The sequence below is a fragment of the Arcobacter iocasae genome, assembly GCF_042214795.1.
GTDB classification, from domain to species: Bacteria; Campylobacterota; Campylobacteria; order Campylobacterales; family Arcobacteraceae; genus Arcobacter; species Arcobacter iocasae.
On record NZ_CP090177.1, the window covers coordinates 83,515 to 105,104 of the forward strand.

Here is a 21,590-nt window from a genome sequence, read left to right on the forward strand (position 1 = left end):
GTTACTTATGAATAAACTATTTGTATTTTTGTTAATAACTTCCATATTCTCTTTTGCAAAGGAGGTAACATTTGATGAAGCTTTAATTTTATTACTTGAAAATAATAAAGAACTAAAATCAAAAAAATTAGATATAAAACAATCTCATGCAATATTAGATGAAATATCAGCAAATAATTATGGAGCTTTACATTTTAAAGAAACCTATACAAGTACAAATCATGCAGGATATGCTTTTAATTCAAAATTAAGTTCTAGAAAAGCTACCTTTGGTGATTTTGGGTTAGGTTCATATACAGGTTCTGACTCTATAGGTACTGCACCAGACGATTTAAACTATCCGAAATCTGTAGATAATTATGAAACAAAACTTACCTATGATATTCCACTATTTACAGGATTTAAAATATCAAATGCAAAAGATATTGCTAAACTTCAAATCCAAGCAAAAAACAAAAAATATCAATATGATGAAAAACTTTTAACTTTAGAATTATTAAGAGCTTATAATGCTTGTGTCGCATCTAAAGAGTATTTAAAATCTACACAAAAAGCAAAAGAGGTAACTACATCTTTTGTAAATTTTTCAAATGAAATGTATAAAGAAGGTTTAGTTACAAAAATAGATTTAAATGAAGCCCAAGTGAGAGATTTAAATACAAATGTAAAACTTAAAGAAGCACAAAATAAAGTATCACTTTCCCTTTCTTATTTAAGTTTTTTAGTTGGTGATGAAATTACAGATGTTAAAAACTTTGAAGAGGTAAAAATTTCAAGTATTGATTTAAAAAATATCCAAGAAGAAGCTATAAACAAAAGAGAAGATTTTAAATATATTGATTTAAATGCAAAGTCATCAAAGAAAAATATAAAAATAGAACAATCTGATTATTATCCTAAAATTGATGCACATATAGAGTATGGATATAGCAATGATAAATTAAAGAATTTTGATGAAACACAGGACTTCTACCTAGCAAAAGTTCAACTAAATATGAAAATATTTGATATGACAAGGGAATCTAAAATAGAACAAAGTAGAATCAAATATAATAAACTAATGTTGCAAAAAGAACAATTTAAAGATTCTATAAAACTTGAAGTAAAACAAAACTATTTAAATTACTTATCAAAGGAAGAGATTCTAAAAGAAAAAATAAAAGCTCAAAACTTAGCAGAAGAGATTTTAGTAAAAGCTGAAGATATGTATAAAAATAAATTAATCAAAATGACTGACTTATTAACACAACAAGCCTCCTTGCAAAAAGCAGAAGCAGAAGTAATTATGTCAAAATTCGATCTTACTTTTATAAAGGCAAAACTAAAACTGTCAATAGGTAAATCATTGGAAAAATAAGAATATAGAAAATACTTAGTTCGTAATTTGTATAAATTAATATTCTGACTTTTATTCATAATTAAATATTTATTTTACATTAATTTTTCATTAAGTTATTTATCTTTATTTCTCATTATTTTGTCATTTTTAACTCAATACATCTTAAGGCTAACTTAAATATAATAGGTTAATTTACACAAAAGAAGTTTCTTAAATGATAAAAAATATATTCTTGTCTTCTGTTTTTACTGTCTCAATTGTTCTAGGTGCTGAATCCCTAACCTCATATGACCAAGCAGTAAAACTATTTAATGAAAAAGCTTATGAAAAAGCTTACGAAATATTTCTTTCTTTATCAAAAAATGATTTGGAAAACCAAAATCTAAACTTCTATCTTGGAAGATGTGAATATGAACAAGGGAAATATGATATAGCAATAAGTTATTATGAAAGAATACTTTTTGCTCAACCAAATAATTTAAGAGCAAAAATAGAAATAGCACAAAGTAATTTGATGCTTAAAAACTATACTCAAGCAATAAAAGACTTTAATGCTGTTTTAGTAAATGCAGATACTCCACCAGATGTAAAAAAAAGTATTGAATCAAGACTTGCTTACATAAAACAAACTATGCAAAAACACTTTATAAGTGGAGCTTTAGTATTTGATTTAAGTTATGATTCAAATGTAAATAACTCAGCAACAGCAGGTGAATACTCAGTCTTTGTACCCCAATTGGGAACTGATTTAACTTTAAATAATGATGCTAAAGAAGAATCTGATTATTATTATGATGCCATTGCTGTTATAAACCATGTATATAAATATAATGAAGAATTTTCTTTAAATAACAATCTTGTAGTTTATACCCAAGATTATGATACTAAAAAAGATAGTAATATTGATGTTATATCATTTACTTCTACTCCTACCTTTTACAAAGGAGCAAATAAATATAGCTCTGGAATAGGAATGGATTATGTTAGATACAATGACAAAGACTATTTAAAAAACTATAATCTAATACTTTCAAACTCTCATATCTTTACTCAAACAACTTTAAATGATATTACTTTTAAACTAAGTAAAAAACTCTATGACCAACAAGAAGATAAACAAAAAAATGCTTATGTATTTGATTTAACAAATAGCTTAAAATATAAAACAGAAAGCTTTGGACTTTTTACTTTAGATACTTCATATGCTAAAGAGTTAGAAATATATGAACAAAGAACAGATGTAAGTAAAGAATCATTTGAAGTAAGCTTAGAAAACAGTTTAGCTTTACCATATAAATTTAATCTAAACACAAATATAAATAGTAAAAAAGTAATCTATAGAGATACTGATGTTAACTTTCTATCAAGAAGAGTTGATAAGATAAATAGTGCATCTATTGGAATAACTAGACCCTTAAGAAAAAACTTACTCTTTGCCTTAAAAGCAACAGCTACAAACAATATGTCAAACCAAGAACCCTTTGATTATAAAAAACAAGTTATTAAATCTTCATTGATTTATACATTTTAAGGATTTAACATGAAAAAGATACTCTTATTACTTTTTATCCTTGCAAACTTTTTATTTGCTAGTATAGGACAAATAACAGCTTTAGTTGGTGATGTTAAAATCTCTAGGGATTCAAATACTATCCTAGCTAAACTTGGAGAGAAATTAGAAAAGAATGATGTTATAAATTCTTCTAAAGGTTCTAAAGCTCAAATTACCATGAATGATAATACTATTATTACTATTGGACAAAATTCTACTTTAAACATCTTTGATTATGTTTATGATGAGAGTAAACCAAAAGACTCTAAGGCTAGTTTTGGGTTTATGAAAGGCTCTTTTAAATCTATTACTGGAAAGATTGGAAAAATAAATAAAGAGAGATTTAAACTAAAAACAAAATCTGCTTCTATTGGTATTAGAGGAACTACAATTATAGGGAATCAACAAATAATTATTTGTACTGATGGAGCTATTAGTGTTACTGCAAATGGAGTAACTGTAGATGTGGCAAAACAAGAGTTAACTAGAACTCCACAAGGTGAGGCGCCTACTCCTCCTGAGCCTTTGAAACAAGATACTTTAGATAATTTAGAACAACAAACTGGTGCTGGTAATGGAGAAGGAGAACAAAACGACAATAAAACTAATAATACAAATAATAGTCCAAATTCTGCTAATGAAACTTCTAATAATAATAATGCAGATGATGTCACTTCATTTATAGAAAATCAAATAACAAGTGAAATAACTAAAAAAACTAAAAAAACTAAAGAACATTCTACTTTATCTAATTTTACTACTCTAGGATATGTAAATACAATAATTAAGGATGGTTCTACTTTTGAATCTTTTAAAAATGGAGAAATGGGAATAAATGACTTTGATCCAAATATAGAATCAACTGAAAATGAACCTAAACCTCAAATAGGTAGTTCTTCTCAAATAAATATTGATAATAAAAAAATATATAATTCTACACTAAAAGAAGATACTAGCATTGATTCATTAACTGATCAAAATAATGATGCATACTTATCATGGGGAGAATGGGAAGGAACAGTTGAAGGTGTAACTTATACAGGAGGATGGATTGCAGGAACAAAAACTGCAAAAAGTATTGTAGATAATTTAATTAAAGGGGTAAATGATACAGTAAATTTTTATGGAAATGTTATTTATGGTGATATATATGATGGGACAAGTACACATGAATATGAGATAAACTCAACTAGTAAAGTAGATTTTGCATTTGATTTTGGTGGAGGAAGTAGCTCTTTTACAGGAAGTATGAACTTAATATATACTAATAATTCCCAACAAACTATTACTTATAATATAGCTATTGGAAATAATGGAATCGTAAACTCATCAGGTTTCTCTTCATCTGATTTAACTCATAATTCTAACAGTATAACGGGAAATGTAAATGGTTCATTTTATGGAAGTGGAGAGATTAAAGCAATAGGTGGAAAATTTGACTTTGAAGATGGTGTAATAAAAGGAAGTGGTTTATTTAAAGCTATAGAAGGTACTCGGCCATAAAGTGGCTAAAGGTCAAAGACCATCGCCACTTCATCACAAACGGGGAAATGTTTACATCGTATACAATCAGCCCAAATTTTATGTTCGGGTATTTGATCTTTCTCTATAGCTCTAAAGCCACAGCTTTCAAAAAAACCTGCTTCATAAGTCAAAGATAGAAGCTGTTCTAGTCCATAAAATTTTGCCTCTTTTATACAGGCATCAACTAGTTGTTTTCCTAGTTTTAATCCTCTAAACTCTTTTGATACTATTAAACTTCGCACTTCTGCTAGTCTTATTGAGTGAATATGAGTTGCTACAAAACCAGCTAGTTTTCCATCAACTTCAACAACAGTGTATGACCGTATTGTATTAGCCATCTCATCTTCTGTTCTAAGTAAGATAGTACCCTTCTCTACTTCACCTTTTACAAGGCTTTGCATAGGAATAATATCTTTTGTTGTTGGTTTATAAAATCTAATTTCCAAATAAATATCCTGTTATTTTATTTTGGAGGTCACTTATACCTCTTTTTTTAAGATTTGATATAAAAATACCCTCTGGGTACTCTCTTCTTAATTTTGCTAAATCATTTTGTTTTAGCTTATCTGTTTTTGTAAAAGCATGAACGATAAGTTGATCGCCTCTTTTTATTTTTTCTAAAAATTCATCAACATTTTTATCTATTGCAAGCTCTGGATGCCTAGCATCTATTAGATGTATAAACATCTGTAGATTTGGTCTTTGTTCCAAATAATTTGTTAGATTTCTATTCCACTCTGCTTTTAAAGTCTTAGATACTTTGGCATATCCAAATCCAGGTAAATCCACAAATCTAGCAAATAAATCAGGTGGCATACCATTTTCTTCATCTGTTTTAAACTTTATATTAAAATAATTAATAAGCTGAGTCTTTCCAGGAGTAGAAGATGATTTTGCTAGACCTTTTCTATTTGTAAGAGTATTTAATAAAGAACTCTTACCCACATTACTTCGTCCTAAAAATGCTATTTCAGCTACATCTGGACCTGGTGAGTCACTTATACTTTGAGCTGATTGCATAAATGAGGCATCTACTATTCTCATTATTTTGCCTCAACTTTATTTGTTTTTTCCACAGTAGGAGTAACTTGTTTACTTTCTTTTTTCTTATTGCTTGTATCCCCTAAATCAATTATAAATCTAACTGGTTTATTTTCGCTTCCTGTAACTTTTGCTTCACCTGTAATTTGATTAATTACAATTTTATCTCCAAAAAGTCTTTTATCTTCTGTTACTTCTTTTAAAAATCCATTTCCAGTAATTACATATTTTAGTTTTTTAGGTTCATAAACAACTTTATCACCTTTACCTTCATAAGACTTACCTGCTGTTTTAACTTTAAATTTAACATTACCAGTTGCAATATATTTTAAAGGTTCTCTTTTTGTATTAGGTTTTTTTTCACTTAAATATACTTCTAATCTATCAGATTCTAATTCATCACTTGATTTTACCATTTTTACATCACCTGTAAAAATAGATAAGCCTTTTTCGTCATATGCTTCAAAATTTTTTGCGTCTATTATTAATTTTTCTGAAAATAAAAAACTAACTAAAAAACCCAAAACTAAAAAAATTCTCATTTATTACCCTTGTTACTATTTAATAAAACTTCAAAGTGTGTATCTTTTGCTTTAAAAATTTGTTTATTTGTATCATAATATAAAGCTTTTCCCTTTATAGTACTATTATTATATATACCATCAAATGCTATTGTATTTGTAGCTATTTTCTTGATTCCATCATAAAACATCTCATCTGTATTTAAAAGTATATTATTCTCTCTATTATATTTTACATCGTTTAAAAATTTATATTGTTCAAGTCTTTTAATAATAATATCAGATTGAATATAATCTGTTCCATTATCAACTCTTCTTAATATAATCTTTCCATCATACATAACATCTTTTGTTTTGTATTTCATGGCTCTTGTTGAATTTACAATTCTTTCTAAATTGTCTTCATTAAAAGTGTATAAAGTAGAATTCTCAAAAACAATTTGAGGCTGTTCTTCTTTGTTTTTATCTTTTTCTCTAGGTGTAATTGCAATTACAGTTGCTATAAAAGAGCATATTAACAAAATATAAGTAAAATATTTTATCGCCATAAGTTTAAAAATTCCTCTTCTAAGCTATCTTCTTTGAAGATGTACTCCATCATCTCTCTAACAGCGCCTTCTCCACCTTTGTTTTCACAAACTACATTAACTATCTCTTTTATATATTTTGAACCATTTTGTGGAGTAAAAGATAGTCCTACTTTTTTGAGCATTTTATAATCATTTAAATCATCACCAATAGCAGCAACTTCACTCCAAGTGATTCCCTCAGCTTTTAAAATTTCTTCTAAAACTTCATCTTTATTGTGTACACCTTGATGAAGATGTTCTATATTTAAATCTTTTGCTCTTTTTTCTACTAAAGAAGATTTTCTTCCAGTTATAATAGCTGCTTTTTTTCCAAATTTTTTTGTCCAAACTGCAATTGCTAAACCATCAGCCACATCAAAAGATTTTATTTCATCGCCATTATTTGTATAAATAATTTTTCCATCAGTTAATGTGCCATCAACATCAAGAACAATTAACTTAATCATAAAATCCCTTTAGTACTTGGGATTCCCAATCTCTCATTTTTGACTAAGGCTCTTCTTAAAGCTACTGCAAAAGCTTTAAAAGATGCTTCTAAAATATGATGTTTATTTCTTCCTCTTTCATTTATAATGTGAGTAGTTAATCCAGCATTCATAACAAGTGCATGGAAAAATTCTTCAGCAAGTTCAACATCAAAATCCCCTACTTTTCCACTAACATTTACCTCATATACTAAATATGGTCTATTTGATAAATCTAAAGCACAAGTAGTTGACGCTTCATCCATAACTACAGTTGCATTTCCATATCTTTCAACTGCTTTAATTGGGAAAATTTCATCTTTTAATGCTTTTCCTAATACTATTCCACAATCTTCAACCGTATGGTGAGCATCAATGTGTAAATCACCCTTACAAGTTAATTCTATATCTACTCCACTGTGTTTTGAAAGAGCCTCTAACATATGGTCAAAAAAACCAACACCTGTATTTATACTTGATTTTCCACATCCATTAATATCAACTTTACAATATATATCTGTCTCTTTTGTTTTTCTATTAAATTCAGCCATATTATTTCCTATTACTCTGCGATTATCATGCCTGGTAGAGAATTTTTCTCTTTGAAGTCTTTAACTTCTTCTTCTGATCTAAAGCCACTAATCCAAACTCGATTTATCTCTTTATTGTTAAAAATACCTTTTTTAATTATAACATCATATTCATCATTTAACATTATTTTAAATTTATGTTGAGTGATTTTAGCTCCTGCATACTTACTAAAAGCTCCAACTTGTAAATAATATTTACCTACACTTGCAACTTCTTCTTTTTCTGCTTTAGTTTCAGCAATCTTACCATGAAAACCTATAACAGTAATTTTAACTTTTGCAGTTCCTTTTGCAACCATATCAATATCACGAGCAGCTTTATTAGATAAATCAATTATTCTAGTACCAACAAAAGGTCCTCTATCATTTACTCTTACAATAGTTGATTTTCCATTTTCTAAATTTTCAACTTTTAACATTGTATTCATAGGTAAAGTTTTATGTGCAGCTGTTGCATTATACATATTATAAATTTCACCATTTGAAGTAGGTTTTGCATGGAAGTTTGGTCCATACCATGAAGAAATACCAGTTTGAACATCCCCTACTTTTGCAACAGTTGGATAATACCACTTACCAAATACTTGATAAGGTCTCATTGTAGCTCTATGCATTGCTTCTGAGTTTTTCATTTTTTGTTCAGGAACTTTTATGCTACTTCTATCTTTTTTAAATACATTAAAATTACCATAATTATAAGAAGAAGATGAAAAACAACCAGTAAAAAGAATCATAATTAAAAATGTGAAAATTAATTTAAATAAATTATCTATATGTAATAACAAGTTTATCTCCTCTTTTTATAAGACTATTTTTTAAATTATTATCTGCCATTAATTTACTAATTTCTACTCTAAACATTTTTGCTATTGATAATAAAGTATCTCCATTTTTAACATAATAATCTTTTGTTTTTAATTCCGTTCCTTCTACAAATGGAATAACCAATTTTTGTTTTAATGCTAATCTATTACTTTTAAGTTTATTAAAACTTTTAATAACTTTATAAGAGATTCCATACTTCTTACCTATATCATAAAGGTTATCCCCGCTTTTTACAATATGAATTTGATATTTTGTTGGTTCTATATTCATTTTGTTTTGATTAAATATAGATAATCTACTATATGGAATATATATTTGATAATCTTTTTTGTAAGTAGGAATAATATTTCTAATAAGTTGTTTATTTAGCATTTTTAAATCTCTATAATCCATTCCAATAGCTTTTGCAATATTTTTTAAATGCAATCCACCTTTTACTCTAACAGTTGCAATTGGCGAAGTTACACCTATGTTTCTGATATGAGAATGATCATTTTCAGTTACAAAGCTTTGATTATTCATCATGGCAAGCGAGATTATTTTTCTTATATAATTTCTACTCTCTTCAGGTAGATATTGTCTTCTAACATCTTTTTGTTCCATTAAAAGTTCATAAATATCTGGTTTTACATCCCATTTTAGGACTTCTTTATAGATTTTATTTAATTGACTAAATCTAACTCTTTTTTGTTGATATAAAGTAATAGTATGTCTATACTCTTTTATCTCTTTTGATTTATCATTTTTTTTGCCATTTTCATCTTCATATAAATCAAGAGTTGCTCTTGTAATTGCTTCAATAACTCTTCCTTGCCCACAATTATAAGCAACTGCAGCAAGATACCATTTACCAAACTCTCCATGCAAGTACTTTAAATATTTAGCTGCTGCATATGTAGATTTAACAATATCCATTCTTTCATCAACATAAATATCATTTTTTAGTCCAAGATTTCTACCAGTTGCTGGCATAAATTGCCACATACCTGTAGCTCTGGCTCTTGATTTAGCATCTAAGGTAAAACTTGATTCTGCCATAGCAAGATATAAAAAAGTCTCAGGTAAGCCCTCTTCTCTTAGTATGTCTTTTACTTTTGGAACAAATAATGAAGCTCTATTAAATCTTTTTACATATTTATCTTGAATATTTTGTAAATATCTATTATAAGTCTTTTGTAGTTTATAATCTGTGATGTAAGCTGGGTCAATATCTAGCTCTTTTAAGATCTGTAAATCCCGTTGGGAGAAGTTACTTCCTATTAGCGATGCGTTTGCACTCAAAAAAAGAGTTATGATTATTAGAAAAATTTTAAGCAATTATCAATCCTATTTATGTAAATAGTTGAGATTTTATCTAAATTATGCTAGAAAACTCTTTAAATAGTTTTTTTGCGTTATTTGTAGTCAAATTTTGAACTTCTTCATCGTTAATATTTAAGAGTTCTGCTATCTTTTGGGATACAAATTTTGTATAAAATGGCTCATTTCTTTTTCCCCTATGAGGATGAGGAGTCAAATATGGAGCATCTGTTTCAATTAATAGTTTTTCTAAAGGGATTTTTGGTAGAACTTCCACTAATTTTTTTGCATTTTTAAAAGTTAAGACTCCACCAATTCCAAAATAAAAACCATGTTCACTCAAAGAGAGTAAATGTTCACTTGCATTATAACAATGTAAAACTCCACCAACTTCTTTTGCTCCATATTTTTCTAAAATAGTTTTAGAATCATCAGAAGCTTCTCGAACATGTACAATAAGAGGTTTTTTCACTTTTTTTGCAAACTCAATTTGTGAAATAAAAACTTCTTTTTGCAACTTTTTTTCTTGAAGTTTTTCTTCCTCATCTTCAGGTAGCCTAAAGTAATCTAAACCGCACTCTCCAACAGCAATACATTTTGGATGACTAATGTACTCTTTCATGATATTTTCATCATATGATAGAGCATCATAAGGGTGAATCCCAACTGCAAAATAGACTTCTTTGTATTTTTCAGCCAATTTTATAGATTGTGGTAAATCTTTAAAATCAGCACCAGGGATTAAAAATCCCTTAATACCATTTTCAATTGCAGTTTGGATTACCGAATCTACATCTTCATAAAATTGATTGTTATCTAAGTGACAATGTGTATCTATAATTATGACAAAAACCTTTTCTTTAAAACTGCAATTAATTCATTTATTTTAGATAAATCCTCATGTTTAATCCAAGCATCAATACCAAAGTTTTTAAATGCATCATAATCATCTTGATCATCAAGAATTGCAATAGAAACATATTTAGCTTTACAAGAGGCTGCTTTGTTTTCTTCAAAATCAAATATTGAATTAATATCTATAATTGCAATATCCGCTTCACCTGATGTTTCTTCATATCCCTCTACAGTAAAACTAGAGTCCAATAGTTTCTCATCAATATTGCAAAATGTTACTATTTTCATGGGTCCGCCTTTTAAATTACTTATTTACCTTATTTTAGCCAAAAAAAAATAAAAACTACAATATATATCTTGCAGTATCTTCATCTTTAACAATATCTGACAATTTATCTTCTACTAATTTTTTAGTAATGATAATAGTTTCTCCACTTTTTTCATCAGCATCAAAACTTATATCTTCTAAAACTTTTTCAATAACTGTATGCAATCTTCTTGCACCAATATCTTCAGCTTTTTGATTTGCTTCAACTGAAAGGTGTGCAAATGAATGAATTGCTTCATCATCAAACTCTAAAGTTACACCTTCTACTTCTAATAAAGCTTTGTATTGTTTTAATAATGAATTCTTAGTATTTGTCAATATTTTATATAAAGCCTCTTCATCAAGTGCATTTAACTCAACTCTTAAAGGAAATCTCCCTTGTAGTTCTGGTAATAAATCACTTGGCTTGCTAACATGAAATGCCCCAGCTGCAATAAATAAAATATGATCAGTTTTTACTTGTCCAAATTTAGTTTGAACATTACTTCCTTCAACTATTGGAAGTAAGTCTCTTTGCACACCTTCTTTACTTGGGTCTTGATTTTGATTACTTTTTCCAGATGCAATTTTATCTATTTCATCAATAAAAATAATTCCACCATTCTCAACTCTTCTTATGGCTTCGTGTTTAATAGATTCTTGATCTATTAATTTTTCACTAGCTCCACTTCTTAAAAGTTTTCTTGCATCTTTTATTTTTACTTCTTTTTTTATTTTATCTTTATTTAGAGAACCTAACATATTATTTAAACTCTCTTGCATAGAAGTCATATCAATAGGAAATGATGAATCTATAACTTCAACATGAGCTTTTTTAGGAAGCTCTATTTCAATTACTTTATCTTCTAATTCACCTTTTAAAAGTTTTTCTTCCATTTTGTTAAAAGTTTTAATAAAAGACTCTTTTGAACTCTCACTAGCACCTTCAGGTAAATGAGGAACAAGTTTTTCAATTATTTGTTTATTTACTTCTTGGTCTATGCCATCTTGAATTTTTTCTTCATACTCTTTTGTTACTAAGTCCATTGATGCAAAAACTAAATCTCTAATCATAGATTCAACATCTCGACCTACAAAACCAACTTCAGTGTATTTACTAGCTTCTACTTTTACAAAAGGAAGACTCATCATTTTTGCTAATCTTCTTGCAATCTCAGTTTTCCCAACACCAGTACTTCCTATCATAAGAATATTTTTTGGCATAATCTCTTCTTGAATATCTGGTTCTAATTGCATTCTTCTATATCTGTTTCTTAGTGCCAATGCTATTGTTTTTTTAGCATCATTTTGACCAATTACATAATCATCTAGAAATTTTACAATCTCTTTAGGAGTCATATTCATGTGTATTAATCCTCTATTTTTAATAATTTTATATTTTGATTTGTATAAATACAAAGTTCTCCTGCAATCATTAGTGATTCTTTCACTAAATCTTCAGGGTCTAAATTTGAGTGCTTTTGAAGTGCCCTTGCAGCAGAAATAGCAAAGTTCCCACCACTTCCAATAGAGGCTATCATTCCATCTTCTGGTTCAACAACATCACCAGTACCTGATAATATAAATATATGTTCTTTATTTAAAACTATCATCATAGCTTCAAGTCGTCTTAGAACTTTATCTTTTCTCCACTCTTTTGAAAATGCAATTACAGCTTTTAATAAATCACCTTTTGTATTTTCTAAATGTGTTTCAAACATATCAAAAAGATTAAATGCATCTGCAGTACTTCCAGCAAAACCAGCTAAAATTTTATCCTTATAAAGTGTTCTAATTTTAGTAGCATTACCTTTTAAAACTGTATTTCCAAAAGTAACTTGACCATCTCCACCAATAACTGCTTTATCTTTTGCCTTATAGGCTAATATCGTAGTAGCATCAAACATATTTTACTCAGCAATTACATCAAATTTAACTGTTCCATGGATTCCATGACCTAGTTTACAATCTGCTTCAAAGATACCTTCTGTTTTTACTTTTGAATTTAATGTTATATTTTTTTTATCTAAATCAATATCTGCTTGCTCTTTTAATATTTCAGCAATCTCTTTATTTGTAACAGAACCAATCAAGTGTCCATTAGCTCCAATTTTATGTTTTATTGTAAATTTTTGAGAATCAAGTATTTTTGCAGTCTCTTTTGCAGTTTCTATTTCTTCTGCTTCTTTTTGGGCTTCTCTTCTCATTTGAGCTTTGTGTTTATTTAAAACTTCATTTGTTGCAAGTAATGCTAAACCTTTTCCAATTAAAAAATTTTTCCCATAACCATCAGAAACTTCTTTTACTTCACCAGCTTTACCAGTACCTTTTACATCTTTTAATAATAATACTTTCATAATATATTCTCCATATTTTAAATAGCTAATATGATACTATAATATTTTTGAAGTAAATATAAATATGAAAGTAGAGATATAAATTTAACTTGCTAATTCTTCTAAAGAAGTACTATGTTCTCTAATATTTCTTTTTTTTACATAGTTATTTAAACCAATGTGATTGTTATATCCCAAAAGTTTTGCTATTTTTCTAACAGATAATCCCACACTTAAAAGTTCTTCTATTTTATCTCTTTGTTTATCAAATTTTGATTTTTGGATAGTACCTTTTGGTTTACCTAAACTTTGACCACTTAGTTTTTTTGCACTTAAGGCTTCTTTTGTTCTTAAACTCATTAAGTCTTTTTCCAAAGCAATTGTCATAGATATCATTCCTAAAACCATTTTTGTAAGCATGTCATCATTATCAACTAATTCTAGGTTTTGTTTTATCACTAAAATTCTTACTTTATTTTCCAATAAAAATTTAACAATTTCTAAAATTGTTTCAATCGTTCTTCCAAAAACATTTAAATCATATACGATTAAAGTAGAGTTCATTTTACATGATTTTAATAATTCTAAAATATTTTTTTCTTCAGATGGAGTGTTGATTTCTACCTCAATATTATGAAAAATTTCCATATTATGTTTCTTGACATAATTAATAATTCCATTTTCTTGTTCTTCTGTATAGTTTTTATTATTTTTATTTATTCTTAAATAAGTGAAATTTTTAGACATAATTATCCTTTAAACATTTAGTATAACTTAAATTAATAAAATTATACAAAATGATTGCTTTATCTTAATTTATAGTAATACAAAATGTTAGCATTCCAATGATTAATATTAGCTTAAATTTAAGCTTTTAATAAGTTTTTAACTTTTAAATTCTGAAACATAATACATAATTGTTTGAAAATAAAGATTTTTTAGGCTAATATCACTAATTTATCTAAAGAATATAAGGATCTAAATTGAGATTAGTTGTAGCAATTAGCGGTGCTAGTGGAGTAAATTTAGGAATTAAATTTTTAGAGCTTTTACCTCAAGATATTCAAGCTTTTGTTGTTATTTCAGAAAGTGCAAAAATTGCATTAAAATATGAACATAATTCAGCATTTGAAAAACTGAAAAATCAAGAAAATATCAAACTTTTTAAGAATAGTGACATAGCTGCACCTATTGCATCAGGTTCATTTAAAATTGACAAGATGGTAATTATCCCATGTTCTATGAATACTTTAGCAAAATGTGCATATGGTTTTGCAGATAATCTAATTACAAGAGCATTTGCTGTATCCTTAAAAGAAAAAAGGGAAGTTTTAATAGCTCCCAGAGAAATGCCTTTTTCTCAGATTCCTTTAGAAAATATGACCAAATTGTCATCATTGGGTGTTATTATTTCACCTCCTATATTGGGTTATTATTCAAATAACACAACAATTGATGAAATGGAAAACTTTATTATTGGAAAATGGTATGACAGTTTAGGAATAGAAAATAGTTTATATAAAAGATGGAAAGAAGATGAATAAAGAAAATAAAGAACAAATCTCATCATACAAAAGTGCTATATATTCAGGTACATTTGATCCAATTACAAATGGACATATGGATATTATAAAAAGAGCAGCAAATATTTTTGATGAAGTAATTATAGCAGTTGCAAAAAGTGAAAGAAAAAAACCTATGTTTTCCCATGAAAAAAGAGTTGAATTCGCAAAAGAAGCCACAAAAAATATTAGTGGTGTAAAAGTTGTAGGATTTGATACTTTATTAGTTGATTTAGCAACTAGTTTAAGTATTACAACTATTATTAGGGGTTTAAGAGCAGTAAGTGATTTTGAATATGAACTTCAAATGGGATATGCAAACTCTTCAATTAATAAGACAATTGAGACTTTATATCTTATGCCAACGCTTGAAAATGCCTTTGTTAGTTCTACAATTGTTAGAGAAATTATATTATTTAAAGGTAAGTTTCAACACTTAGTTCCAAAAGAGGTTATAGAATGTATGTAGTTATAGAAGGAATTGATACAGCTGGAAAATCTACTCAGCTTGAAATTCTATCAAAAAAGTTTAGTGAGGCTATTTTTACAAAAGAGCCAGGGGCGACAAAACTTGGTAGTAAACTAAGAGAAATGGCACTTAATGGTGAAGCTCAATCAAAAATTGCAGAGATGTTTTTATTTTTAGCAGACAGAGCTGAACATATAGAAGAGGTAATAAAACCAAATATTGACAAAATGATTATTTCAGATAGATCAGTTATTTCAGGTATTGCTTATGCTTCAAGTTTGCCAATTGAAGTTGTCACAACTTTAAATTTGATAGCTACGGAAAATACTTTGCCTAGCCATACTATTTTATTAGAATTGAGTAAAGAAGAGTTAACAAAAAGATTAGGAAATAAATCAAATGATTCAATTGAATCAAGGGGAATTGATTATTTAATTGATATTCAAAATAGAATGAAAAAGACAATTGATTTGTTAAGTTTAAACTACATCTTTATAGATGCAAGTTTAAGTATAGAAGAAATTGCAAAAAAAATTGAGGATTTTATAAATGGGTAAACAAAATATTCAAAGTCTAAGAGGGATGAATGATATTTTAGGAAAAGAGAGTGAACTTTTTACATATTTTGTTGAAAATGCTTCAAAAATAGCTAAGAACTATGGATTTACATACATGGAGACTCCTATTTTAGAAGAGACTGCACTTTTTAAAAGAAGTGTTGGAGAAAGTAGTGATATTGTAAATAAAGAGATGTATCAATTTATCGACAAAGGTGAAAATGATGTATGCCTAAGACCTGAAGGAACAGCTGGAGTTGTAAGAAGTTTTGTGGAAAATAAATTTGACCGTGCTGGTGGAACATATAAATGGTACTATTATGGTCCTATGTTTAGATATGAAAGACCACAAAAAGGAAGACTTAGAGAATTTCACCAATTTGGCTGTGAAGTTTTTGGCATAGATTCTGTTTATGAAGATGCAAATATTATCATGATGCTAAAAGAGATTTTAGATTTCTTTGGTATTGGCTTTACTTTACAACTAAACTCATTAGGTTGCCCTATTTGTATGCCTCCATATAAAGAAAATCTTGTAAAAGTGTTAACAAATATAAAAACAGAACTTTGTGAGGATTGTAATAGACGAATAGAAACAAATCCTATAAGAGTTTTAGACTGTAAAAATGAAAAATGCCAATCACTTTTAGTCAATGCTCCAAAGATAACAGATAATTTATGTGAAAAATGTGATAGTGATTTTGAAAAATTAAAAGAGATTTTAGATTTTAATAATGTAAGTTATGTTATAGATTCAAACTTAGTTCGAGGTTTAGATTATTATTCTCAAACTGCCTTTGAATTTACATCAAATGAAATTGGTGCTCAAAGTGCAATTGCAGGTGGTGGAAGATATGATAGACTAGTAGAATTTTTAGGTGGACGGCCAACTCCTGGTATTGGATTTGCTATAGGAATTGAGCGATTACTTGAACTAATAGAACAAAAAGATATAAAAGAAGATACAATTTATTTAGGTGCTATGAGTGAAGATGCACTAAATACAATAACAAAAGTTGCTCTTAAAAAAAGAAAGACAACAAAAACTATTATAGAGTATAGCCCAAGAAGTTTTGGAAAACACTTTAAAATAGCTGAAAAACATGGTGCAAATATTGTCGCATTGATTGGTGAAACAGAATTAAAGAATGGGACAATTTATATAAAAAATATAGATACACAAGAAGAACAAAATTTAAAATTAGAGGATTTTTAATAGTGAATGATTATGGTATTGACATCTGGAGTGATGATAATTTTATTATTGAAGATGGATTGGCAAAAGTTAATTTTGATTGCAAACCATCACTAATATCTATTGTAAAAGATATTAGAAAACAAGATTTTAAAGGCCCTTTGCTTTTAAGATTTCCACATATAACAAAAAAACAAATACATACACTTTATGATGTATTTAATGCAAGTATAAAAGAGTATAACTATCAAGGAACATTTAATGCAGTGTTTCCTTTAAAAGTAAATCAATTACCTAACTTCATTCACCCTTTAATACAAGAAGGAAAAAAATTCAATTATGGATTGGAAGCTGGGAGTAAAGCAGAACTTGTTATTGCAATGACATACAATAATATAGGTTCTCCTATTACAGTAAATGGATTTAAAGATAAAGAGATGATTCATTTAGGTTTTATTGCAAAAAAGATGGGACATAATATTACTTTGATTATTGAGGGTTTAAATGAACTTGAGATGATTGTAGAAGTTTTAAAAGAGACAAAACTTGAATGTCCAAATATAGGATTAAGAGTAAGACTTCATAGTGGGGGAAGTGGACTATGGGCTAAAAGTGGAGGGATAAACTCTAAATTTGGTCTTACATCAACTGAAATCCTTGAAGCATATGAATTAATGGAGGAGTGTAATATTGTTGATTATCTTACCATGATTCACTTTCATATAGGTTCAGCAATGAACTCAATAAAACCATTAAAAAAAGCACTAAGAGAATCTGGACATATTTATGCAGAACTTAAGAATTTGGGTGCAACTAAACTAAAATCGATTAATATTGGTGGTGGTTTAGCAGTTGAATATAATGCCTATGAAAGAACAAGATTTTATTCGCTTAGTGAGTTTGCAAGTGATGTTATATTTACATTAAAAGATATTGCAAAACAAAAAGGTGTTGATGAACCAAATATTTTTACAGAATCAGGAAGATTTATTTCAGCTGCTTCAACAGTACTTGTAACTCCTGTTTTAGAGCTTTTTTCATCTGAGTATGAACTTGACCAATTAAAATTAAAAGAAAAAAATCCACCACTAATTCAAGAGCTATTTTATTTACATAGAGATATGACTAAGAAAACTGCATATGAGTATATGCATGATAGTACAGACCATATGGAATCACTTTTAACACTTTTTGATTTGGGTTATATTGATTTACAAGATAGATCAAATGCAGAAGTTCTAACACACCAAATAATTAAAAAAGCTATTTCATTTTTAGAAATTGATGATTATGGTGAGTTAAAAAAACTTAATGAGAGTATTCAAGAAAAATATTTATTAAATTTTTCTCTTTTCCAATCTCTTCCCGATTATTGGGGTATTGATCAAGAATTTCCAGTAATGCCATTAACACATTTAGATAAAAATCCTACAAGAAGTGCTTCTTTATGGGATATTACTTGTGATAGTGATGGGGAAATTCCTTTTGACTCAAAAAAACCACTTTATTTACATGATATAAATTTAAATGAAGAGGACTATTTCTTAGGCTTTTTTAATGTTGGAGCATATCAAGATACTTTAGGAATGAAACATAACCTCTTCTCACACCCAACTGAAGTTAATGTAGTATTTAAAGATGGGAAAGTTGTATTAGAAAAAATATTAGAATCTCAAAAAATAATTGATATCCTTGAAGACATTGATTATGATACAGATAATATGAAAAATATTTTAAGAAAGAATCTGGATCCAGAAATTTATAAAGATTTGAAAAAATATTTAAATGAAAATAGTTATTTAAAAACTATATGGAGTTATTATGAGTGATGAAATAAATAAAGAAACAATTAAACCAGAACCAAATACTGAAAAAATCTCTCTTTGGAAACAGATAAAAGAAGACTTTTCTGTTCCAAAATTAAATGACCCAGCACTAAACTCTAATATTGAACTTATTTTTAATTACCCTGGAGTTTGGGCAGTTATCAATCATAGAATTGCAAATAGACTTTATAAAAAGAATTTCAAACTAACTTCTAGAATAATAATGGGACTTACCCAATTTTTATGTAATATGGATATTCATCCAGCTGCAACTATTGGACGAAGAGTATTTATAGATCATGGAATTGGTGTAGTTATTGGACAAACTGCAATTGTGGAAGATGATGTACTAATTTACCAAGGTGTAACTCTTGGTGGAGTTAGTTTAAATAAGGGTAAAAGACACCCTACTATTAAATCAAACTCTGTAATTGGAAGTGGTGCAAAAGTTTTAGGAAATATTACTGTTGGAAAAAATAGTAAAATTGGAGCAAATTCTGTTGTAATTTGTGATGTACCAAAAAACTCAACTGCGGTTGGAGTACCTGCTAAAATTATCAAAAGAGATGATAAAAATGGTAGATTAAATCATGGAGATTTACCAGATATAAATAAAGAGATGTTTGAATATCTATTAAAAAGAGTTGCTGTTTTAGAACATGCAATTAAAAAACATGATGGAATTGATTTGACTAATGAAGATACAGATCTTGAATGTATTTACAAAAAATTTATTTCCGCAATGAACTCTATTAGATAATGATTTTTGAACTTCTGTTTTTAGGGCTTGTTACAGGTTTTGTTTCAGGTTTCTTTGGTGTTGGAGGAGGAATGATACTTGTTCCAATGCTTTTATTATCTGGATTAGTTATGAAAGAAGCCATATCTATTTCAGTTGTTCAAATGGTATTTAGTTCAATCTTTGGTTCATTTTTAAATAGTAAAAAACAATCAGGTATATTAGTTGATGGAATAGCCATTGGAAGTGGAGGCTTTTTAGGAGGTCTATGTTCAGGATTTGTAGTTGCTGCATTTTCAAATCTAACTTTGCAATATATATTTATACTAATTATGTTAGCTTCAATTTTAAAACTTTTTTTTACTCCTGCTGAACATGACAAAAAAGAAAAAAATCAATCTATATTATTACTTGTATTAATTGGTGCAATTTCAGGTGCAATTGCCATGAGTGTCGGTGCTGGTGGTTCTATTATTATAACTCCAATTTTAGTTGGCTTTATGAATTATAATTTAAAAAGAGCAACAACCCTAGGACTATTTTTTGTAATCTTTTCTTCAACTGCTGGATTTATATCTTTAAGCTTCAATGGTCATATGATGTACTCTCAAGGAATAATTGTAGGTTTAGCCTCTTTAGTTGGTGTATATTTAGGTATAAAAATAAAAAATATGATTAATCTAGTCTCTTATAAAAAATACATTCTTATTTTGTATACCTTAACTTTTTCAATAATGATTTATAAAACTATTTAGTCTTTTTTAAAGATTCTTCTCTTAATTTATCTTTTTTACTTTTTCTTTTACCTTTTACAGGTGGCAAACCTTTTTCTTTTGTTATAGGAGTTCCCGTTAGTTCAAACCCACTTATTTGCTCTTTTTCAAGATTGATATTACTTCGTTTTTCAATTAAAGCAAAATGTTCTTTATCTTCATGGGATATAAAAGAGACTGCAATACCACTTTTCCCTGCTCTTCCAGTTCTTCCAATTCTATGAATATAATCAGCAGCAGCCCTTGGCAAGTCATAATTAACCACACATGAAATATTATCTATATGAAGCCCTCTTGCTGCTATATCTGTAGCAAATAGTACTTTTATTTTTTTTGATTTAAAATCTTCTAAAGTCCCATTTCTCTCTTCTTGAACTAAATCGCCATGAAAAGATTCTGATTCAAAACCATATTTTCTAAATTTTGAAGCTATATTATCACATGAGCGTTTATTTGCCATGAAAACTAAAACTTGTTGCCAATTCTCTTCTTTTATCAAATGTCTAAGTAAAGCACTTCTATTCTCTTTATTTACTTCTATTACCCTTTGATTTATACTTTGAACTGTTGTTTCTTCATTTTCAATAGATATTTCAATAGGATTTTGTGTTATTTTTGAGGCGATATTTAACATCTTTGCAGGATATGTTGCAGAAAAAAGAAGATTTTGACGCTTCTTTGGTAGAACTTGTAATAAAAGTTCTAACTCCTCTTCAAAACCAAAATCAAGCATTTTATCGGCTTCATCTAAAACAAGGAAATTAAGATTTGATAAGTCCATTTGTTTTTTCTTTAAAATATCAAGCAATCTTCCAGTAGTAGCAACAACAACATCACACCCTTTTTGGATATTTAATAACTGCTCACCAATACTCTCTCCACCAATAACACTTACAACTTTTGGTTTTTTATTCATATATTTACTAAATGTTAAAAAAGCTGTAGATACTTGCAATGCCAACTCTCTTGTAGGCGTTAAAACCAAGCATCTAATTTTTGGTTTTCCTGAAAAGTTTTGATTATCCCAAAGATTTAATATAGGTAAAACAAAACTAGCAGTTTTTCCACTTCCAGTTTGTGCTCTTGCAATAATATCTTTATGCTCTAATGCTAAAGGAATTACTTTTTCTTGAATTGCAGTTGGTTTAATATAAGCATTTTCAATAAGTGCTTTGTTTATCTTATCTGATAATTTTAATTTGAACAATGACATATTGTCTAATTCC

General features: G+C 28.0%; 25 protein-coding genes. 10 read left to right on the top strand and 15 right to left on the bottom strand.

Annotated features, from left to right (window positions below; translation table 11 throughout):
* Positions 1-7: 7 nt before the first annotated feature.
* From LXN10_RS00420 to LXN10_RS00430, 3 genes are all read left to right on the top strand, one after another.
* On the top strand, positions 8-1,357 hold the full coding sequence (locus LXN10_RS00420; protein WP_375723994.1) for a TolC family protein: 1,350 nt from the start codon (positions 8-10) through the stop codon (positions 1,355-1,357).
* 196 nt (positions 1,358-1,553) lie between these two features.
* Positions 1,554-2,870 carry a tetratricopeptide repeat protein gene (locus LXN10_RS00425; protein WP_375723995.1) on the top strand — a complete coding sequence of 439 codons (1,317 nt, stop codon included), beginning with the start codon at positions 1,554-1,556 and terminating at the stop codon, positions 2,868-2,870.
* Positions 2,871-2,879: 9 nt separating this feature from the next.
* Entirely contained in the window at positions 2,880-4,394 is a 1,515-nt protein-coding gene (locus LXN10_RS00430; protein WP_375723996.1) for a FecR family protein, read from the top strand.
* Between the two features lie 5 nt (positions 4,395-4,399).
* Here the strand turns inward: LXN10_RS00430 and LXN10_RS00435 are convergent, their stop codons facing one another.
* The 14 genes from LXN10_RS00435 to LXN10_RS00500 all read right to left on the bottom strand — a co-directional run bounded on the left by LXN10_RS00435 (position 4,400) and on the right by LXN10_RS00500 (position 13,990).
* Positions 4,400-4,861, bottom strand: coding sequence for an N-acetyltransferase (locus LXN10_RS00435; RefSeq protein ID WP_375723997.1), 462 nt, complete (start codon positions 4,859-4,861; stop codon positions 4,400-4,402).
* Positions 4,851-5,459 carry a ribosome biogenesis GTP-binding protein YihA/YsxC gene (yihA, locus tag LXN10_RS00440; protein ID WP_375723998.1) on the bottom strand — a complete coding sequence of 203 codons (609 nt, stop codon included), beginning with the start codon at positions 5,457-5,459 and terminating at the stop codon, positions 4,851-4,853. The genes LXN10_RS00435 and yihA overlap by 11 nt, the downstream gene beginning before the upstream one ends.
* Entirely contained in the window at positions 5,459-5,998 is a 540-nt protein-coding gene (gene lptA, locus LXN10_RS00445; protein WP_375723999.1) for a lipopolysaccharide transport periplasmic protein LptA, read from the bottom strand. The genes yihA and lptA overlap by 1 nt, the downstream gene beginning before the upstream one ends.
* Entirely contained in the window at positions 5,995-6,525 is a 531-nt protein-coding gene (locus tag LXN10_RS00450; RefSeq protein WP_375724000.1) for a hypothetical protein, read from the bottom strand. Before LXN10_RS00450 ends, lptA begins: the two co-directional genes overlap by 4 nt.
* A complete protein-coding gene (locus LXN10_RS00455; protein ID WP_375724001.1) occupies positions 6,516-7,013 on the bottom strand; it encodes a KdsC family phosphatase in 498 nt (165 codons plus the stop codon). Before LXN10_RS00455 ends, LXN10_RS00450 begins: the two co-directional genes overlap by 10 nt.
* On the bottom strand, positions 7,010-7,582 hold the full coding sequence (gene hisB / locus LXN10_RS00460) for an imidazoleglycerol-phosphate dehydratase HisB (protein ID WP_375724002.1): 573 nt from the start codon (positions 7,580-7,582) through the stop codon (positions 7,010-7,012). Before hisB ends, LXN10_RS00455 begins: the two co-directional genes overlap by 4 nt.
* An 11-nt stretch (positions 7,583-7,593) precedes the next feature.
* Entirely contained in the window at positions 7,594-8,406 is an 813-nt protein-coding gene (locus LXN10_RS00465; protein ID WP_375724003.1) for a septal ring lytic transglycosylase RlpA family protein, read from the bottom strand.
* Positions 8,387-9,763, bottom strand: a complete 1,377-nt coding sequence (locus LXN10_RS00470) for a lytic transglycosylase domain-containing protein (RefSeq protein ID WP_375724004.1) — start codon at positions 9,761-9,763, stop codon at positions 8,387-8,389. The genes LXN10_RS00465 and LXN10_RS00470 overlap by 20 nt, the downstream gene beginning before the upstream one ends.
* Positions 9,764-9,800: 37 nt before the next feature.
* On the bottom strand, positions 9,801-10,589 hold the full coding sequence (locus LXN10_RS00475) for a TatD family hydrolase (RefSeq protein WP_375725310.1): 789 nt from the start codon (positions 10,587-10,589) through the stop codon (positions 9,801-9,803).
* Entirely contained in the window at positions 10,586-10,888 is a 303-nt protein-coding gene (locus LXN10_RS00480) for a hypothetical protein (protein ID WP_375724005.1), read from the bottom strand. Before LXN10_RS00480 ends, LXN10_RS00475 begins: the two co-directional genes overlap by 4 nt.
* A gap of 55 nt (positions 10,889-10,943) precedes the next feature.
* On the bottom strand, positions 10,944-12,272 hold the full coding sequence (gene hslU, locus LXN10_RS00485; protein WP_375724006.1) for an ATP-dependent protease ATPase subunit HslU: 1,329 nt from the start codon (positions 12,270-12,272) through the stop codon (positions 10,944-10,946).
* Positions 12,273-12,277: 5 nt separating this feature from the next.
* Positions 12,278-12,814, bottom strand: coding sequence for an ATP-dependent protease subunit HslV (gene hslV, locus LXN10_RS00490; RefSeq protein ID WP_375724007.1), 537 nt, complete (start codon positions 12,812-12,814; stop codon positions 12,278-12,280).
* Positions 12,815-12,817: 3 nt separating this feature from the next.
* Complete coding sequence (gene rplI, locus LXN10_RS00495; RefSeq protein ID WP_375724008.1) at positions 12,818-13,264, bottom strand: 50S ribosomal protein L9; 447 nt, start codon at positions 13,262-13,264, stop codon at positions 12,818-12,820.
* An 84-nt stretch (positions 13,265-13,348) separates the two neighbouring features.
* Entirely contained in the window at positions 13,349-13,990 is a 642-nt protein-coding gene (locus tag LXN10_RS00500; protein WP_375724009.1) for a recombinase family protein, read from the bottom strand.
* 236 nt (positions 13,991-14,226) lie between these two features.
* Here LXN10_RS00500 and LXN10_RS00505 point away from each other — a divergent pair, with 236 nt between their 5' ends.
* The 7 genes from LXN10_RS00505 to LXN10_RS00535 are packed head-to-tail and all read left to right on the top strand — an operon-like array spanning position 14,227 to position 20,346.
* Positions 14,227-14,787: a UbiX family flavin prenyltransferase gene (locus LXN10_RS00505; protein WP_375724010.1), complete on the top strand. Its 561-nt coding sequence runs from the start codon at positions 14,227-14,229 to the stop codon at positions 14,785-14,787.
* Positions 14,780-15,274 (top strand): pantetheine-phosphate adenylyltransferase, encoded by a 495-nt coding sequence (gene coaD / locus LXN10_RS00510; protein WP_375724011.1) that lies wholly within the window; start codon positions 14,780-14,782, stop codon positions 15,272-15,274. Before LXN10_RS00505 ends, coaD begins: the two co-directional genes overlap by 8 nt.
* A complete protein-coding gene (gene tmk / locus LXN10_RS00515) occupies positions 15,265-15,831 on the top strand; it encodes a dTMP kinase (protein ID WP_375724012.1) in 567 nt (188 codons plus the stop codon). The genes coaD and tmk overlap by 10 nt, the downstream gene beginning before the upstream one ends.
* The gene (hisS, locus tag LXN10_RS00520; protein ID WP_375724013.1) at positions 15,824-17,047 is read left to right on the top strand and encodes a histidine--tRNA ligase; all 1,224 of its coding nucleotides are present in this window, start codon (positions 15,824-15,826) and stop codon (positions 17,045-17,047) included. The genes tmk and hisS overlap by 8 nt, the downstream gene beginning before the upstream one ends.
* Positions 17,047-18,855 (top strand): biosynthetic arginine decarboxylase, encoded by a 1,809-nt coding sequence (gene speA / locus LXN10_RS00525; RefSeq protein WP_375725311.1) that lies wholly within the window; start codon positions 17,047-17,049, stop codon positions 18,853-18,855. Before hisS ends, speA begins: the two co-directional genes overlap by 1 nt.
* Positions 18,848-19,612 carry a serine O-acetyltransferase gene (gene cysE, locus LXN10_RS00530; protein ID WP_375724014.1) on the top strand — a complete coding sequence of 255 codons (765 nt, stop codon included), beginning with the start codon at positions 18,848-18,850 and terminating at the stop codon, positions 19,610-19,612. The genes speA and cysE overlap by 8 nt, the downstream gene beginning before the upstream one ends.
* On the top strand, positions 19,612-20,346 hold the full coding sequence (locus LXN10_RS00535; protein WP_375724015.1) for a sulfite exporter TauE/SafE family protein: 735 nt from the start codon (positions 19,612-19,614) through the stop codon (positions 20,344-20,346). Before cysE ends, LXN10_RS00535 begins: the two co-directional genes overlap by 1 nt.
* On the opposite strand, the gene LXN10_RS00540 is transcribed toward LXN10_RS00535, so the two are convergent.
* Complete coding sequence (locus LXN10_RS00540; protein WP_375724016.1) at positions 20,339-21,577, bottom strand: DEAD/DEAH box helicase; 1,239 nt, start codon at positions 21,575-21,577, stop codon at positions 20,339-20,341. The genes LXN10_RS00535 and LXN10_RS00540 overlap by 8 nt on opposite strands.
* Between the last annotated feature and the right edge of the window lie 13 nt (positions 21,578-21,590).